The 15,937-nt window shown below is 74.1% G+C and carries 14 protein-coding genes and 1 riboswitch; of the genes, 4 read left to right on the top strand and 10 right to left on the bottom strand.

The genetic code is table 11. The features are described from left to right. Nucleotides 1–115: 115 nt before the first annotated feature. The gene (locus tag RBJ77_RS24210; protein WP_372346958.1) at nt 116–556 is read right to left on the bottom strand and encodes a cobalamin biosynthesis protein; all 441 of its coding nucleotides are present in this window, start codon (nt 554–556) and stop codon (nt 116–118) included. A gap of 6 nt (nt 557–562) precedes the next feature. Here RBJ77_RS24210 and RBJ77_RS24205 point away from each other — a divergent pair, with 6 nt between their 5' ends. Further along, nucleotides 563–1,294 (top strand): ZIP family metal transporter, encoded by a 732-nt coding sequence (locus RBJ77_RS24205; RefSeq protein ID WP_372346957.1) that lies wholly within the window; start codon nt 563–565, stop codon nt 1,292–1,294. A 2-nt stretch (nt 1,295–1,296) separates the two neighbouring features. Here the strand turns inward: RBJ77_RS24205 and RBJ77_RS24200 are convergent, their stop codons facing one another. The 8 genes from RBJ77_RS24200 to RBJ77_RS24165 form a co-directional block, all read right to left on the bottom strand. Further along, nucleotides 1,297–2,703: a cobyrinate a,c-diamide synthase gene (locus tag RBJ77_RS24200; protein ID WP_372346956.1), complete on the bottom strand. Its 1,407-nt coding sequence runs from the start codon at nt 2,701–2,703 to the stop codon at nt 1,297–1,299. Further along, nucleotides 2,703–3,302, bottom strand: coding sequence for a cob(I)yrinic acid a,c-diamide adenosyltransferase (gene cobO / locus RBJ77_RS24195; protein WP_255981543.1), 600 nt, complete (start codon nt 3,300–3,302; stop codon nt 2,703–2,705). Before cobO ends, RBJ77_RS24200 begins: the two co-directional genes overlap by 1 nt. After that, nucleotides 3,302–5,383 carry a putative cobaltochelatase gene (locus tag RBJ77_RS24190; protein ID WP_372346955.1) on the bottom strand — a complete coding sequence of 694 codons (2,082 nt, stop codon included), beginning with the start codon at nt 5,381–5,383 and terminating at the stop codon, nt 3,302–3,304. Before RBJ77_RS24190 ends, cobO begins: the two co-directional genes overlap by 1 nt. Nucleotides 5,384–5,474: 91 nt before the next feature. Then, a complete protein-coding gene (locus RBJ77_RS24185) occupies nt 5,475–6,995 on the bottom strand; it encodes a cobyric acid synthase (RefSeq protein WP_372346954.1) in 1,521 nt (506 codons plus the stop codon). Continuing rightward, nucleotides 6,992–7,948 (bottom strand): cobalamin biosynthesis protein, encoded by a 957-nt coding sequence (locus tag RBJ77_RS24180; protein ID WP_372346953.1) that lies wholly within the window; start codon nt 7,946–7,948, stop codon nt 6,992–6,994. The genes RBJ77_RS24185 and RBJ77_RS24180 overlap by 4 nt, the downstream gene beginning before the upstream one ends. A gap of 37 nt (nt 7,949–7,985) precedes the next feature. Further along, nucleotides 7,986–8,133, bottom strand: a riboswitch (cobalamin riboswitch). Nucleotides 8,134–8,642: 509 nt separating this feature from the next. Then, a complete protein-coding gene (locus RBJ77_RS24175) occupies nt 8,643–8,864 on the bottom strand; it encodes a hypothetical protein (protein ID WP_255981553.1) in 222 nt (73 codons plus the stop codon). A gap of 16 nt (nt 8,865–8,880) precedes the next feature. Then, the gene (locus RBJ77_RS24170) at nt 8,881–10,164 is read right to left on the bottom strand and encodes an anion permease (protein WP_372346952.1); all 1,284 of its coding nucleotides are present in this window, start codon (nt 10,162–10,164) and stop codon (nt 8,881–8,883) included. A 216-nt stretch (nt 10,165–10,380) separates the two neighbouring features. Further along, nucleotides 10,381–11,124, bottom strand: a complete 744-nt coding sequence (locus RBJ77_RS24165) for a lysozyme (protein ID WP_372346951.1) — start codon at nt 11,122–11,124, stop codon at nt 10,381–10,383. Nucleotides 11,125–11,303: 179 nt separating this feature from the next. On the opposite strand from RBJ77_RS24165, the gene RBJ77_RS24160 reads away from it, so the two are divergent. From RBJ77_RS24160 to RBJ77_RS24150, 3 genes are all read left to right on the top strand, one after another. Further along, on the top strand, nt 11,304–11,960 hold the full coding sequence (locus RBJ77_RS24160) for a class II aldolase/adducin family protein (protein ID WP_372346950.1): 657 nt from the start codon (nt 11,304–11,306) through the stop codon (nt 11,958–11,960). A gap of 100 nt (nt 11,961–12,060) precedes the next feature. Beyond that, nucleotides 12,061–13,188: an alpha/beta hydrolase gene (locus tag RBJ77_RS24155; RefSeq protein ID WP_372346949.1), complete on the top strand. Its 1,128-nt coding sequence runs from the start codon at nt 12,061–12,063 to the stop codon at nt 13,186–13,188. A gap of 112 nt (nt 13,189–13,300) precedes the next feature. Then, nucleotides 13,301–14,689, top strand: a complete 1,389-nt coding sequence (locus tag RBJ77_RS24150) for a hypothetical protein (RefSeq protein ID WP_372346948.1) — start codon at nt 13,301–13,303, stop codon at nt 14,687–14,689. Between the two features lie 15 nt (nt 14,690–14,704). On the opposite strand, the gene RBJ77_RS24145 is transcribed toward RBJ77_RS24150, so the two are convergent. Continuing rightward, a complete protein-coding gene (locus RBJ77_RS24145) occupies nt 14,705–15,592 on the bottom strand; it encodes a neutral zinc metallopeptidase (protein ID WP_372346947.1) in 888 nt (295 codons plus the stop codon). Between the last annotated feature and the right edge of the window lie 345 nt (nt 15,593–15,937).

Genomic DNA, 15,937 nt, shown 5'->3' with positions numbered 1-15,937 from the left:
GCCGCTGCTCCAGTGCGGCGAGCAGGGCCGGGGGAGGGGTGTGCACGGACGAGCTCCTTGCGAACGGGTGTATCTCAGAGGGGAGTTGGGGAACGGGGCGAGCGAGGACCGGACCCTACCCGGTCCGGGCCGCCGCACACGTCACCCGGCCGGGCGCCCCGCCCGCCCCGGCCGACACCCGCTTCGCGACGAGCAGCCGCCCCCCGCGCACCAGCGCGGCGGCCTCGGCGACGGACGGCGTGCCGACGGCGCCACGCACCCCCTCCGACGGATGCGGCACGGGCACCGCCGCGAGCCGCTCCGCCGGATACGTCTCCAGCGGCACCCCGAGCACCTCCGCCGCCCGCACGATCCCCGGCTCCGCCGCCTTCGCGTCGACGGTCGCCAGCGCCACCAGGTCCGCGGCACCGGCGCCCGCCTCGGCGAGCACCGCCCGGACCAGACCGAGCACCTCGTCGGCCGCCACCCCGGCGCGGGCGCCGACCCCGACCACGACCCGGCCGACACGTCCGGAAGCGGTCAGGACGTGCGGCGCGGGGGTCGGATGGGTTAGCAAGGGCCCATGGCGGTGTTCGTGGCGCTCGGCGCCTTTGTGATGACCCTGGTCGGCGGCTGGACCGCGCAACGGGTCACCGACCGGCGCCACCTGGTGCTCGGTCTCGCGGGTGGACTCATGCTCGGCGTGGTCGGACTCGACCTGCTGCCGGAGGCGCTGGACGCGGCCGGCGGCGACGTGTTCGGAGTGCCGGCGGCGCTGCTGCTGTTCGTCGCCGGGTTCCTCGCCGCGCACGTCCTCGAACACCTCCTCGCCCAGCGGCAGGCCGCGCACGGCGCCGACGAGCACGCGAACGGCCGGGTCCCCGAGGTGGGCCTGACGGCCGCGTCCGCGATGGTCGGGCACAGCCTGATGGACGGCATGGCGATCGGCGCCGCGTTCCAGGTCGGCGGCGGCATGGGCCTCGCCGTGGCGCTCGCCGTGATCGCCCACGACTTCGCCGACGGGTTCAACACGTACACGCTCACGAGCCTGTACGGGAACGCCCGCCGCAAGGCGCTGATGATGCTGTTCGCGGACGCGGTGGCGCCCGTCGTGGGCGCGGCCTCGACGCTCCTGTTCACCATTCCGGAGCAATTGCTCGGTGGCTATCTGGGGTTCTTCGGCGGTGTGCTGCTGTACCTCGCCGCCGCCGAGATCCTGCCGGAGGCCCACCACGACCATCCGGCCCGCTCGACCCTGCTGTGCACGGTCGCGGGCGCGGCCTTCATCTGGCTCGTGGTGGGCCTCGCGGGCTGACCTCACGGAGTGCCGCACCACTCGACCAGGCGCCGGGCGATGCCGGGCAGCGCCGCCCAGTGCGTGTGCAGATAGCTGGCGTGCACGCCCTGCTGCACGAAGCCCTCGACCCGCCGGGACGGGAGCCGCATGCCCCACGCGGGCGTCGGCCCGGCGCCCGGCTCCAGGGCGGTGCGGTGGAACTCGTGACCGCGCAGCCGGGTCCCCGCCGCGGCGAGCGGGCTGTCGGTCAGGGCCACGGCGTCGCGGTAGCCGAGGGTGAGCCGGCCCGTCATCGTGGCGTCGGCGTCCAGCACCCCGCACATCGGCCGGCCGTCGAGGGAGCGGGCGAGGTAGAGCAGGCCCGCGCACTCCGCCACCACGGGGGCGCCGCCGGCGGCCAGCTCGGCCACCTGCTTGCGGAGCCGGTCGTTGGCGGACAGCTCCGGGGCGTAGACCTCGGGGAAGCCGCCGCCGATCACGAGCCCGGCGGTGCCCTCCGGGAGGGACTCGTCGTGCAAGGGGTCGAACGGGGCCACCTCGGCACCCGCCGCCCGCAGGAGCTCCGTGTGTTCCGTGTAGGAGAAGGTGAAGGCTGCGCCTGCTGCCACGGCCACCACCGGGTTCGTGGGCGGGTGCGGGTCCGTCGTGGCTGGTCGCGCCCCGCGGCGGAGCCGCTGATCGACACTGCCCCGCGCCCCTGAAGGAGTCGGGGACCATGCCTCCGTGTGGAGAGGGGGAGCCGTGCTTGCCAGCGCCAGCAAACCCTCCAGGTCGCAGCCCTCGCGGACCATCGCCGCCGACGCACGGACCGAGTCCACCGCGTCCGTGCTGCGTTCGGCCACCGGGACCAGGCCCAGGTGCCGGGACGGCGTGGCGACCTGCGGGGTGCGGCGCAGGGCCCCGTACACCGGGACGCCCACCTCCTCCAGCGCCTCCCGCAGCAGCAGCTCGTGGCGCTCGGAGCCGACCTTGTTCAGGATGACGCCCGCGAGCCGGACCTCCGGGTCGAAGGACGCGAAGCCGTGCACGAGCGCCGCCACCGACCGCGACTGCGACGACGCGTCGACGACGAGGACGACGGGCGCCTTCAGGAGCTTGGCGACGTGCGCCGTCGACGCCAGCTCGCCCTCGCCCGACGCCCCGTCGAAGAGGCCCATCACGCCTTCCACGACGGCGAGTTCACAGCCCTGCGCGCCGTGCGCGAAGAGCGGCGCGACGAGGTCGGGCCCGCACATGTACGCGTCCAGGTTGCGGCCGGGCCGGCCCGTCGCCAGCGCGTGGTAGCCCGGGTCGATGTAGTCGGGCCCCACCTTGTGCGGCGACACGGCGAGCCCCCGCTCGGCGAACGCGGCCATCAGCCCGGTCGCCACCGTCGTCTTGCCGGACCCGGAGGCGGGCGCGGCGACCACGAGCCGCGGAACGGTCACTACCACTCGATGCCTCGCTGGCCCTTCTGACCCGTGTCCATCGGGTGCTTCACCTTCGACATGTCGGTCACGAGGTCCGCGAACTCCACCAGCTTCTCCGGGGCGTTGCGGCCCGTGATGACGACGTGCTGGGTGCCGGGCCGGTCGCGCAGCACCTGCACGACCTCGTCGACGTCGATCCAGCCCCAGTGCAGCGGATAGGCGAACTCGTCGAGCACGTACAGCTTGTACGTCTCGGCGGCCAGGTCCCGCTTGACCTGCTCCCAGCCCTCGCGCGCCTTCTCCTCGTTGTCCGCCTGATCGTCGCGCTGGACCCAGGACCAGCCCTCGCCCATCTTGTGCCAGTCGACGGTGCCGCCCTCGCCGGAGGCGCCCAGCACCTTCAGCGCGTTCTCCTCGCCGACCTTCCACTTCGCCGACTTGACGAACTGGAACACCCCGATCGGCCAGCCCTGGTTCCAGGCGCGCAGCGCGAGCCCGAAGGCCGCCGTCGACTTGCCCTTGCCGATGCCCGTGTGCACGAACACCAGCGGACGGTTGCGGCGCTGACGCGTCGTCAGTCCGTCGTCCGGTACGACACTCGGCTGTCCCTGCGGCATCAGGCGGCCCTCCTGCTGGTGTGGTTCGGCGTTCCGTGTGTGCTCTGTACGTCCTTGACGAGGCCGGCGATGGCGTCGGCCCGCAGCTCGTCCAACGTGACGGCCGTGCCGCCGAGTCGACCCGCCAGCTCCTGGGCGAGCCCGAGCCGGACCAGGCCCGACTCGCAGTCGACCACCACGGAGGCGGTGCCCTCCACGGCGTGCAGCCCCGCCGCGCGCCCGGCCAGCTGCACCGGCTCCGGGCCGCCGGTGGCCCGCCCGTCGGTCACGACCACCAGCAGCGGCCGGCGCGCCGGATCCCGCAGCCGCTCCACCCGCAGCACCTCGTGCGCCGTGAGCAGTCCGGCGGCCAGCGGCGTGCGGCCACCGGTCGGCAGGGTCTCCAGGCGGGCGGCGGCCGCGTCCACGCTCGACGTCGGGGGCAGCGCCACCTCGGCGCCCGTGCCCCGGAACGTCACGAGCCCCACCTTGTCGCGCCGCTGGTACGCGTCGAGCAGCAGTGACAGGACGGCGCCCTTGACCGCGCCCATCCGCTGCCGCGCCGCCATCGACCCGGAGGCGTCGACCACGAAGAGCACGAGGTTGCCCTCGCGGCCCTCGCGGGTCGCCTGCCGCAGGTCGTCGCGGCGCACGACGAGCCCGGGGCCCGACCGGCCGCGGGCCCGCTGGTGCGGCGCCGCGGCCTGCACCGTCGCCGCCAGGTGCAGCTTCGTGAGGGCGCCGCGGGGCCGCGTCGACCCCGTCGTCCGGCCGTGCTGGGTACGGGCCCGGGACCGGCGCCCCGCAGCGCCGTCACCCAGACCCGGGACGCTCAGCATCTTCGTACGGAAGGGGTCGCCGGCCGACACGGCCTGCTGCTGCCGGCCGCCGGCACCGGCCGCGGGGGCCTCGGCGGGCGACTCGGCAGGACTCTCCGGGGACTCCCCGCCGCTCTCACCGGCCGGCTCGGACGCTTCCGACGGCTGGGACGGCTCGGACGCCTGGGGCGGCACCCCGCCGCCACCGTCCGGACCGGAGCCGCCGTCGTCGGGCCCGCCGTCAGGACCGTCGGGGGGCTCCGGGTCGTCGTCGGGCCCGAACTCGTCCAGCGTCTCGTCGAGCTTGTCCTCGTCGAGGCCCGGCGCGTCGAACGGATTGCGTCGCCTGCGGTGCGGCAGCGCGAGCAGCGCGGCCTGCCGCACGTCCTCCGCGAGGACCTCGGCGCGCCCGGCCCACGCGGCGAGCGCCGTCGCGGTCCTGGCCATCACGATGTCGGCCCGCATCCCGTCCACCTCGAACGCGGCGCACGTGGCGGCGATCTGCGTCAGCGCCCCGTCCCCGAGCGTCACCCGGGGCAGCAGCTCCCGCGCGGCCACGATCCGCTCCCGCACCTCGGCCTCCGCCTCGGCCCAGCGGGCGACGAACGTCTCCGGATCGTCGTCGTAGGCGAGCCGCCGCCTGACGACCTCGACCCGCTGCTCCGGCTCCCGGGACGCGGCGACCTCCACGGTCAGCCCGAACCGGTCCAGCAACTGCGGGCGCAGCTCGCCCTCCTCGGGGTTCATCGTCCCCACGAGGAGGAAGCGCGCGGCGTGCCGGACGGAGACGCCCTCGCGCTCGACGTAGGAGGCGCCCATGGCGGCCGCGTCGAGCAGCAGGTCCACCAAGTGGTCGTGCAGCAGGTTCACTTCGTCGACGTACAGGATCCCGCGGTGCGCGTCGGCCAGCAGCCCCGGCTCGAACGCCTTCACGCCCTCCGCGAGCGCCCGCTCGATGTCGAGCGCCCCGACGAGCCGGTCCTCGGACGCGCCGACCGGCAGCTCGACCATCCGCGCGGCCCGCGCGGTCCCGGGCGTGTCCGGGTGCGGCCCGTCCGGGCACTGCGGATCCGGCGCCCCCGGGTCGCAGGAGAACCGGCAGCCGGCGACGACGTCGACGTCCGGCATCAGCGCCGAGAGCGCGCGTACGGCCGTGGACTTGGCGGTGCCCTTCTCGCCGCGCACCAGCACACCGCCCACGGCGGGCGACACGGCGTTCAGGATCAGGGCGAGCCGCAGATCGTCCTGACCGACGACGGCGGTGAACGGGTACGGCGTGGTCATCGACCCTCCAGATGGTCTTCGGCGCGTCCCGTGCGGGGCGCGGGGCTGTGCCGGTCGGCGGCCGTGCCGCGGGACGCGGGCATCGACGCGCTCACGTCGGGGCCCCCGGCGGCACGAACGGCAGCCCGGCGGGCGCCCCGCCCTCGATCAGCCGCCACAGCGCGTCGGTGTCGGCGTACCGCTCCACCAGATCGCCGAGCCGGTCCAGCTGCTCCTCGCGCAGCGCCTCGAACGACGTGTCGGGCGCGGGCACGAACCGTCTCCCCGCGTCCCGGGCGACCTCGCGCAGGAACGCCCGCCGGAACCCGTCCGATTCGAGAGACCCGTGCCAGTGCGTGCCCCACACGGCGCCGACCCGGCACCCGTCGAGGAAGGGGTCCCCGCCCAGCACCTCGGCGACCCCGTGGTGGATCTCGTAGCCCTCGACGTGCTCGCCGAGCGCCGAACCCACCGGCCGCTCCAGCGTCTTCCCGGCGGCGAACCGCACCCGTACGGGCAGCAGCCCGAGCCCGTCCACGACCCCGGCCCGCGACTCCACCTCGTCCTCGATGCGCTCGCCGAGCAGCTGGAAGCCGCCGCAGATCCCGAGCACCGGCCGCCCCTCGGCGGCCCGCCGCACCAGCGCGTCGGCAAGCCCGCGCTCCCGCAGCCACTCCAGCGCCCTGACGGTCCCGCGGGTCCCCGGCACCACGGCCAGGTCCGCGTCGACGAGCTCCTCGGCCCGGTCCACGAACCGCACCACGACACCCGGCTCGGCGGCCAGCGCGTCGACATCGGTGAAGTTCGACATCAGCGGCACCGCGCACACGGCGACCCGCAGCACGTCCTCGCCGACCGGCGGCGCCACCACGGACTCCCGCACCGTGCCCCGCAGGGACACCCGCAGGCCGTCCTCCTCGTCGATGCCCAGCCCGTGCTGGAACGGCAGCACTCCGTAAGTCGGCCGCCCGGTCAGGGACTCGAGCATGTCGAGGCCCGGCTCCAGCAGGGTCACGTCGCCCCGGAACTTGTTCACGAGGTACCCGGCGATCAGCTCCTGGTCCTCCGGCGCGAGCAGCGCCGTCGTCCCGAAGAACGATGCGAAGACGCCGCCCCGGTCGATGTCGCCGACGACGAGCACCGGCAGCCGCGCGGCCCGCGCGATGCCCATGTTCACGATGTCGGTGCGGCGCAGATTGATCTCGGCGGGAGAGCCCGCCCCTTCACAGATCACGGCATCATGACTGCCCCGCAACTCCTCCAGGCACCCCACGACGGTGTCCAGCAGCGCCGCCTGCCGCCCGCCGTGATAGCCCCGCGCGCTCAACTCGCCCACGGGCTTCCCCATGAGCACGACCTGACTGCTCCGGTCGCTGCCCGGCTTGAGCAGCACCGGGTTCATCAGCGCGCTCGGCTCGGCCCGGGCGGCCTGCGCCTGCATGGCCTGGGCGCGGCCGATCTCCGCGCCCTCCCGCGTCACGAACGAATTGAGGGACATGTTCTGCCCCTTGAACGGCGCGACCTTCACGCCCTGGCGCACCAGCCACCGGCAGATCCCGGCGGTCACGACGCTCTTCCCCGCGTCGGAGGTGGTGCCCGCGACGAGCAGCCCGCCGCCCTTGCGCCCGGTCATCGAAGCCTCCACAGCAACCGCCCGCCCACACAGACTCCCCACGCCGCAAGACCGATCCGCCGCGACAACCGCGCGGCCCGTTCCACATCACGCACCTCGACCGCGCGCCCCGGCGCGTTCAGGACGGGCCGGTGCTCGACCCTGCCCCCGTACGACAACGTCCCGCCGAGCCGCACCCCGAGCGCCCCCGCGAACGAGGCCTCGACGACCCCGGCGTTCGGGCTCGGATGCCGGTGCGCGTCGGCCCGCCAGGCCCGTACGGCGGCGCGCGGACGCCCCCCGGCCAGCACGGCGAGCGCCCCGGTCAGCCGGGCTCCCGGCCATCCGGCGACGTCGTCGAGCCGGGCCGAGGCCCAGCCGAACCTGCGGTACCGCGCGGACTTGTGCCCGACCATCGCGTCGAGCGTGTTCACGGCGCGGAAGGCGAGCAGCCCCGGCACTCCGCCCACGGCCCCCCACACCAGCGCGCCCACGACGGCGTCGGAGGTGTTCTCGGCGACGGACTCGACGACGCCCCGGGCGATCCCGTCGGCGTCGAGACCGGCCGGGTCCCGGCCGCACAGGCGCGGCAGCAACTCCCTGGCCAGTGCCACGTCGCCGGCCTCCAGCGCGGACCCGACCGCCCGGGCCTCCCGGCCCAGCGAGGTCCCGCCGACCACGGCCCAGGTCGCGGCGGCCGTCAGCGCGACGGAGGCGGCGGGGGAGCGGCGTACGGCGTGCGCGGCGGCCAGACCGACGGCGGTGGCCCCGCCCGCACACACGGCGGTGTGCAGGGCGCCCCAGCCCCGGTGGTCCCGCCACAGCAGCCGCTCGACGGCGCCCGCGGCCCGGCCGAAACCGGCGACGGGGTGCCCGCGGCGCGGATCGCCGAGCAGCAGATCGGCAAGGAGTCCTGCGGCGGCCCCGCACGCATACACGCGCTCGGCCCGCCCGGCGCCGCGAAGGGCGAACATGGCGGTGGTTGTCCTCACTCAGGGTGTCCACGCCCTGGTTCGACGAGACCGACAGCGTGAGTTCCTGGCTCGCCCCCTCACGAAGGGGACTGACAGTGGCGGGACCGCGCCGGATTCGCACCGGCTTCCTCAACTGCTGCCGTATATGGCGGGGGAAGTCCACCACGCTCCGAGAAGGTGCGTCAACTTGCTGTTGACCTGGGGTGGGTGAGTGTGGGGAGGTCCACAACGGGATGCGTGGCCGCGCCACAGGGCCGGGTTTCCTCTAGGTGTCGAAAACCGGGCGTCCCTAGGCTGGAACCGGCAGACGGAGAGCGGTCCGCGGTCCGCCCGCTCGGTGCGGCCGTCGTCGTCCGACACGTGCATGACCACGACGCCGTACGAGGCCCCGTCCACCGGTGCGCCGGGCTCGCCGCCGGTGCCCGTGGGTTCGGGTGCGGCCGGGCCGCCGGGGCCGCCGGAGTCCGTCACTCCCGTGCCAGGCGCATCACCAGCACCATCGGTGCGGTCGAGTCCGTGAGCGGCGGCCGCGAAGTACCGCCATTCCCACCCGTCGCCTGTGGCCGGCATGCGTGCCCGTTCCGGCGGCGACTCGAACGCGAAAGCGGGGTGCGGGACGCCGTACGTCCCGCACCCCGCTCGGGTGCTGTCCCGGCCGGTTCGCGTTCGACAAGTGAAGGCGGACCGGCTCCGATCACGCGACGATCAAATAGATCCCGTACGCCACAGCCGCCGCACACAGCGCGAAGCAGAGGTACGCACCGGACGTGACGGCCGCGGCCGACCCGCCCCGCTCCGCCGCGGCCTCCTTCTTGGAGAGGCCGACGATGCCGAGGGTGAACAGGCCCACCAGGGCCACGGTGACCACGAGGCTGACTCCGAACACGGAGCCGAGAGCTGCCCAGTCGATCTTCATAGCTGGTCCTGCTTCCTTACAGCGTGGCGCCGGCGGGGCGCGCGGGGTCGGCCGGGGCCGGGGCGGGGATGGTCGCCTTGACCTCCGCCGCGACCGCGGACTCCTCGGTGGTGAGGGTGCCGGCCGGCGGCGGGGTGACGGCGGCGATGGCCGTGGTCACGACGCCCGCGGGCTCCTCGGCGGCGGCCGGGGTGCCGACCTCGTCGTCGGTGACGTTCCGGTGGTCGATGGAGTTGCGGCGCGAGAGCTTCCAGATGACCGCGGAACCGGCGACCAGGAGCGCGGCCGTCAGGCCGATGCCCCACGGGCCCTGCTTGGTGAGGAACTCGGCGCCCGCACCGACCAGACCGGCGGCCGGCAGGGTCAGGCCCCACGCGACGAACATCCGGTTGGCGGTGGACCAGCGGACCACGCCGCCCTTGCGGCCGAGACCCGAACCCATCACGGCGCCGGAGCACGACTGCGTGGTGGAGAGCGAGAAGCCCAGGTGCGACGAGGCGAGGATGACGGTCGCGGCGCTGGTCTGCGCGGCGAACCCCTGCTGCGGCTGCAGGTCGGTCAGGCCCTTGCCCATGGTGCGGATGATGCGCCAGCCGCCCAGGTACGTGCCGAGCGCGATGGCGATGCCGGCCGAGACGATGACCCACAGCGGCGGGTCGGCGTCGGGCGCGATGACCCCGCCGGTGATCAGGGCGAGCGTGATGATGCCCATCGTCTTCTGCGCGTCGTTCGTGCCGTGCGCGAGCGAGACGAGGCCGGCCGAGGCGATCTGCCCGGCGCGGTAGCCCTTGGCGGTGGCCTTCTGGTCGGTCTTCTTGCTGATGCGGTAGGTCAGGCGCGTGGCGAGCATCGCGGCGAGGCCGGCGACGATCGGTGCGGCGACCGCGGGGAGCAGCACCTTGGTGACGACGGTGCCGCCGTTCACCGAGGACCAGCCCATCGACATGACGGCGGCGCCGATGAGGCCGCCGAACAGGGCGTGCGAGGAGCTGGACGGCAGGCCGACCAGCCAGGTCAGCAGGTTCCAGAGGATGGCGCCGACGAGCGCCGCGAATATGACCTCTGTCTTGAGGCCGTCCTCGTTGATGATGCCGCCGGAGATGGTCTTCGCGACCTCCACGGAGAGGAACGCGCCGACGAGGTTGAGCACGGCGGACATGGCCACCGCCGTCTTCGGCTTGAGAGCGCCTGTCGAGATGGTCGTCGCCATCGCGTTGGCGGTGTCGTGGAAACCGTTGGTGAAATCAAAAACCAGCGCGGTGACGATCACGATCGCAAGGAGCAGCGTGATGTGTTCCATTTACCCAGGCTTCGGTTGGACGTCAGTGGCACGGTGAACGTAGGCAAGCTGGGTGAACGGAAGATGAACTGGGTCGGGCGGCACGGTGACCCGATCCGGAGGCCCCCCGCTCCGCTTGACACGTGGCGGTGGCACGCATTCCGGATCGCCCCCGGCCCGACCCTCCGAAAGCCCCGGAATCTCGGGCTCCGGGACTCTCGGCAAGGCCCTTCGGACCTATCCCCGGGCGAACCTCTTGAGCTGGGTCATCGACCCGTTGAAGAGATTCTGATCACCCGGCAGGCGACCGCTGTTGCCGTACTGCCAGAACGTCCAGTACGACCACCCCTTGGGCAGTGACCCCGCGCTCTCGTCGTAGCGGGCGAGCCACAGGGCGTGGTTGGTGGCGAAGGCGCCGCTGTTGCCGGTGCACCGCTTCCACCAGTGGTAGTTGGTGTAGATCACCGGGCGCCGCCCGGTCCTGCGCTTCACCTCGTTGCTGAAGGACGAGATCCACCGGACCATCTTCGACCTGCTCAGGCCGTAGCACTTCTTCGCGCTGTACGGGTTGTACTCGATGTCGAGCGCGGGCGGCAGCGTCCAGCCGTCCCGTCGCCAGCCACCGCCGTTGCGCACGAAGTACGAGGCCTGCGTCGCGCCGGACGACTTGTTCGGCAGGGCGAAGTGGTAGGCGCCGCGGATGATCCCGGCGTTGCGGGCGCCGTTGTACTGCTGCGTGAAGTAGGGATTGCGGTAGGTCGTGGACTCGGTCGCCTTCACGTAGACGAACCGGGCCCCCTTGTTCCTCGCCTTCTGCCAGTTGACCTTCTTCTGGTGCGACGAGACGTCGTGCCCCCTCGGCTTCCCCGCCGCCTGGGCCGGCAGCTCCGCGAGCGCGGTTCCCCCCAGGGTCAGAGCGGCGACGGAGGTCGCGACGGCGATGCGGGCGCGACGGCGGGACGGTTTGTGATCACGAGCCATATTTCCCCCCGGATGGCGACGTGCATGACAAATCTCCCAGAGATTACCGGATGATCCCGTCTTGCCCGTCGAAGCCAAGCCAATCGTCCTCAGAAGGGGATCTATGCCCATATGAGGGCTTCCGGATCCCCGGGATCCGCACCGGCCCGCCGCGCTCGCGGGCTGGCAGGATGCCCGCCATGACGGAACTCGAGCAGGCGTGGGAAGAACTGGTCGCGACGGCCCGCAGGACTGTGACCGACGGACTGGTCGTCGGCACCTCCGGCAACGTCTCGGTGCGCGTGGGCGACGGCATCGTCCTGGTGACCCCGAGCGGCGTCCCGTACGACCGGCTCGGCCCGCGCGACGTCGTCGCCGTCGACCTCGACGGCGAGCGGCACGCGGGCACCCTCGAACCCACCAGCGAGCTGCCGCTGCACCTCGCCGTGTACCGGCACACCGACGCCCGCGCCGTCGTGCACACCCACGCCGTGCACGCCACCGCCGTGTCCACGCTCGTCCCCGAGCTCCCGCCCGTCCACTACATGGCGGCGGCCCTCGGCGGTCCCGTCCGCGTCGCCCCCTACGCCACGTACGGCACCGAGGAGTTGGCCGAGAACATGCTCATGGCGCTGGCCGAGCGCACCGGGTGTCTGCTGCAGAACCACGGAACCGTCACATACGGGGGCAGTCTCTCCCAGGCCTACGACCGCACCGCGCAGCTCGAGTGGATGTGCCGGCTGTGGCTCACCGCCCACTCCGTGCCCGGGCTGACCCCGTCGCTCCTCACCGACGAGCAGCTGCGGGCGGCGGGGGAGCGGCTCAGCGGATACGGGCAGCGGCCGCCATCCCCGTGACGCACGGAAATCCCGCCCCACCCGCCCCGGCGGCCCACCGCCGTCACCCCTGCCCACCGCCCCGCTGGCCGCGGCGCGCCCGTCCGTCGACACTGGACGGGTGCGCACCGCCAAAGCGACGGCCGCTGCCGTCACCGCCGTCCTCGGGGCCTCGGCCGCCGCGATCGCCGCCGGCCGACTGGCCAGCGACGCCGCGCTCAAGGCGCCCGCCGGCCGCCCGCTGCCCACCGAACCCCGGCTCACGGTCCACGCCACCGCGGCCGGCCAGATCACCCTCACCCGTGACCTGGCCTCCCGGCGCGCGGGCACCTACGGGCTCGCGGGCGACGGCTTCCACGCGGTCATCGGCCCGGTCGTCGAGTCGGCGCCGCACGAGGCCGACGCCGTCGTCCGCAGACTGGAGCGGGTCACCCACGGCGTCCTGGAACCCGGCGCCCGTGCCTGGCTCACGCCCCAGGTCCACATCGGCGACCCCAAGTCCGCGCTCGGCCTCGACCACGCCGACGTCGACGTGCCCGGCGAGCTCGGCGCACTGCCCGCCTGGTTCGTGCCCGGCGTCCGGGACACCTGGGTCATCACCGTGCACGGCCTCGGCACCACCCGCGAACACCCCATGAACCTCATGGAGTTCCTGCACCGCCACCAGTTCCCGGTGCTCGACCTCGCCTACCGCGGCGACCTCGGCGCGCCCCGCTCCCCGGACGGCCTGAACCACCTCGGCGAGACGGAGTGGCGCGACCTGGACGCGGCGATCCGCTACGCCGTGCGCTACGGGGCGCGGCGCGTCATCCTCATGGGCTGGTCCACCGGCGCCGCGATGGCCCTGCACGCCGCCGCCCACTCCGCGCTGCGCGACCGCGTCACCGGCCTCGTCCTCGACTCCCCGGTGCTCTCCTGGGAGGCGACCCTGCGCGCCCTCGCCCGGGCCCGCCGCACCCCCGGCCCGCTGCTGCCGCTCGCGGTCCGCGCCGCCCAGGGCCGCACGGGACTGAGCGGCGACCGCCTCGCCGAGGCCGCCGATCCGGCCGCCCTCAAGGTCCCCACGCTCGTCGTGCACGGCCCCGACGACGAGGTCGCCCCCTGGTCCCTGTCCCGCCGCCTGGCCGAGCGGCGCCGCGACCTGGTCACCCTGCACACCGTCGACGACGCCCCGCACAACGCGATGTGGAACGCGGACCCGGCGGGCTACGAAGAGGCCCTGCGACGCTTCCTCACGCCGTTGATGTGACGGTTCGACCGGTGTCGGCCCGCCGAACCGGAAGCCGCCACGAACCGCGGACCGAACCCCGAACAGAAGCTCCCGTTTGGGAATTCGGAGGGTCACCCTGGAGACTGCTCCAGTGACGTCCCGTACCCCGCGCGACTCCCGGCTCCGACTTGTCCGCCCACGCCGCCAGCCCCTGGCCGCCGCCGCCCCGCGCGCAGCGACCCGCCGCCCCGCGCCGCGTCCCCCGGAGGGCACCCCACCCCCCGCCGAACTCGCCCGCACCGCACGGCTCGGCCTGGCCGCCGCCGTGCGGGTGGCCCGCTGGGCGGATGCCACCCTGAGCCCCGGCAACGACACGGCGGCCGGCGACGGAAAGGGCACCCTCTCCGACGCGACCGCCCGGCGCGCCGCCGACGACCTCGGTCTGACGGTGCGCCAGGTCCGCGCCGACTGGGACACCGCACGGCTGGCCGGACTCGTCGAGGTGCACGGCGACACCGCGCGCCCCGGCTGGCGGCTGCGCGCCTGGGACCGCGACGACACCGCCGTACTGCGCGGCTGGGTCGCCCTGTTCGACGCGTGGTCGCTCGTCCACCCGGCGCCGGACTCCCTGGAGGCCGCCGCGGTGGCCGAGGCCGTCGAGGCCGTGCCGCAGCTGCTCTCGTTCCTCCAGCTGATGGCCGACCCGGTCCCGGCGGCCCAGCTCCTCGACCTCCTCGACCAGCGCGTCACCGAGCTGCGCACCGAGCGCTGCGAGATCCCCTTCGGGCCCCAGCCGGAACCGGTGCCGCCGCAGGACACCCCGCTCCTGCCGCTGCTCGACTGGGCGCTGCGCGGCCTCGCCGCCGTCGGCGCGCTGACGTACGCCGACGGGCACGCCACCCTGACCCCGCTGGGGAGTTGGGCGGTCTGGGTCAAGCTGGAGCAGATCTGCGTCGCCGCCCAGTCCCCGGCGGGCAACATCGAGCAGTCCGCCGAGGACATGCTGCGCGGCTGCGCCCGGCTCCGCCCGAACGCGGCCCGCGCCGAGTACCGGGCCTGGCTCGCCGCCCGCGACGTCGGCACCGCCATCACCGAACTCCTCGACGGCGCCCGGGGCGAGGACGCCCTGCTGCGCGGCCTCGCCTTCGAGGCGCTGCGCGTCGTCGGCGCCCCCGCCGAACCCGAGGTCCGCCGCGCCGCCGAGGACCCGCACCTGCGGCCCTACGCGCTGCTGTGGCTCGCCGAGTACGAGGGCGCCGACCCCGAGGACGTGCACACCGTGCTCACCCGGGAGGAGGCCACCTGGCTCTGGGTCGACACCGCCGCCGCGGTCGCCGACCACGGCGAAGCCCCGCTCCTCGTACGGCACTTGGAGTCCGCGGTGCAGCCCACCGTGCCCGCGCTGATCGCGGAGGTACGGGCCGTCGGCCACCCCCGCACGGTCCAGGTCCTGGTCGCCCTGGCCGCCGCGCACCCCGACCCGGCGCTCGCCAAGGCGGTCCGCCGGGCCGCCTTCCAGGTGCACACCGGCGGCGCCTAGGCGCCTGGGCGCGGCTCACCGGAAGGTGTTGCACTGCGCCATGTCGCCGCTCCTGTACCCCTGGTAGAACCACTGCTGGCGCTGCTGGGCCGAGCCGTGCGTCCATGACTCGGGCGTCACCCGGCCCTGGAACCGCTCCTGGATCCGGTCGTCGCCGACCGCCGCCGCGGCGTCCAGGCCGTCGCGGATGTCGGCGTCGGTCAGGCTCGTGATGAGCGGCCTGCCGGTCGACTCGTCGGGCGTCGTGGTGGCGTGCCGCGCCCACACGCCGGCGTAGCAGTCGGCCTGCAGCTCGACCTTCACGGCGTTGCTGTTCTGCCCGGTGCGCCCGTCCTGCGAGCGCTGCAGGGTGCCCATCTGGTTCTGCACGTGGTGCCCGTACTCGTGCGCCACCACGTACGCCTGCGCGAAGGGCCCGCCGCTCGAACCGAACTTGGTCCGCAGCTCGTCGAAGAACCCCAGGTCGAGATAGACCTTCCGGTCGCCCGGGCAGTAGAACGGGCCGACCGCCGACGTCGCCTGCCCGCACGCCGTGGGCACCCGGTTGGTGAAGAACACCGTGGACGCGGCGCCGTAGCTGCCGCTGCGGCGCTGGAACTCCTGGCGCCAGTAGTCCTGGACGGAGTTGACCACGGCGACGATCCGGCAGTCCTCCTTGGTGTTCGCGTCCGATCCCGTGCGGCACTGCTGCTGCACCTGCGCCGCGCTCGACACCGTCGTCGCGGGCGCGCCGGTGTCGTCCGACGAGAGCCCGAACTCGTTCGTGCCGAAGAACAGGCCGAAGAACAGCGCGATCAGCCCGGCGAGACCGCCCCCGATGGTCGCCTTGCCCCCGGGGACCCGGCTGCCGCGCACGTCCTGGACCTCTGACGTGTCCAGGTTGGCGTCGTCGTCGAACTGCATGCCCGTACCGCCTTCTCGCCGAGAATCGACCACTTCATCCTGTTACGTGCCTGGGGTGCGGGCCCTGATCCGGGGGCCGAACGGGGGACGCGCACGCCCGCGCACGTCGTGTCGCCCCCGCCCGCGAACCGCCCCCGCCCACCCCCTGGCTACGCTCTGCGCCTGATCCGTGACCGAAGGCGACGATGGGGGGCGTGATGGCGGTGGTGCCGCTCGACGCGACGCGAGGGCCGAGGCCCGCGCAGGAGGCGCCGCGACCGCCCCGCACCGCCCGGCCGGCCCCGCCCCGCCGGAGTCGCGCGGGCCTCGTCCTGCCGGTCCTCCTGGCCCTGCTCGCCGTGCCCC

The sequence above is a fragment of the Streptomyces sp. KL116D genome (assembly GCF_030766975.1).
Classification (GTDB): domain Bacteria; phylum Actinomycetota; class Actinomycetes; order Streptomycetales; family Streptomycetaceae; genus Streptomyces; species Streptomyces longispororuber_A.
This window is presented reverse-complemented; position numbering and strand designations above follow the sequence as displayed.

Bases quoted from the DNA above. Each gene is read 5' to 3' on its own strand.
- RBJ77_RS24205 (WP_372346957.1), top strand. From the start codon at position 563: ATGGCGGTGTTCGTGGCGCTCGGCGCCTTTGTGATGACCCTGGTCGGC.
- cobO (WP_255981543.1), bottom strand. From the start codon at position 3,302: ATGCCGCAGGGACAGCCGAGTGTCGTACCGGACGACGGACTGACGACG.
- RBJ77_RS24190 (WP_372346955.1), bottom strand. From the start codon at position 5,383: ATGACCACGCCGTACCCGTTCACCGCCGTCGTCGGTCAGGACGATCTG.
- RBJ77_RS24185 (WP_372346954.1), bottom strand. From the start codon at position 6,995: ATGACCGGGCGCAAGGGCGGCGGGCTGCTCGTCGCGGGCACCACCTCC.
- RBJ77_RS24180 (WP_372346953.1), bottom strand. From the start codon at position 7,948: ATGTTCGCCCTTCGCGGCGCCGGGCGGGCCGAGCGCGTGTATGCGTGC.
- RBJ77_RS24175 (WP_255981553.1), bottom strand. From the start codon at position 8,864: ATGAAGATCGACTGGGCAGCTCTCGGCTCCGTGTTCGGAGTCAGCCTC.
- RBJ77_RS24170 (WP_372346952.1), bottom strand. From the start codon at position 10,164: ATGGAACACATCACGCTGCTCCTTGCGATCGTGATCGTCACCGCGCTG.
- RBJ77_RS24165 (WP_372346951.1), bottom strand. From the start codon at position 11,124: ATGGCTCGTGATCACAAACCGTCCCGCCGTCGCGCCCGCATCGCCGTC.
- RBJ77_RS24160 (WP_372346950.1), top strand. From the start codon at position 11,304: ATGACGGAACTCGAGCAGGCGTGGGAAGAACTGGTCGCGACGGCCCGC.
- RBJ77_RS24145 (WP_372346947.1), bottom strand. From the start codon at position 15,592: ATGCAGTTCGACGACGACGCCAACCTGGACACGTCAGAGGTCCAGGAC.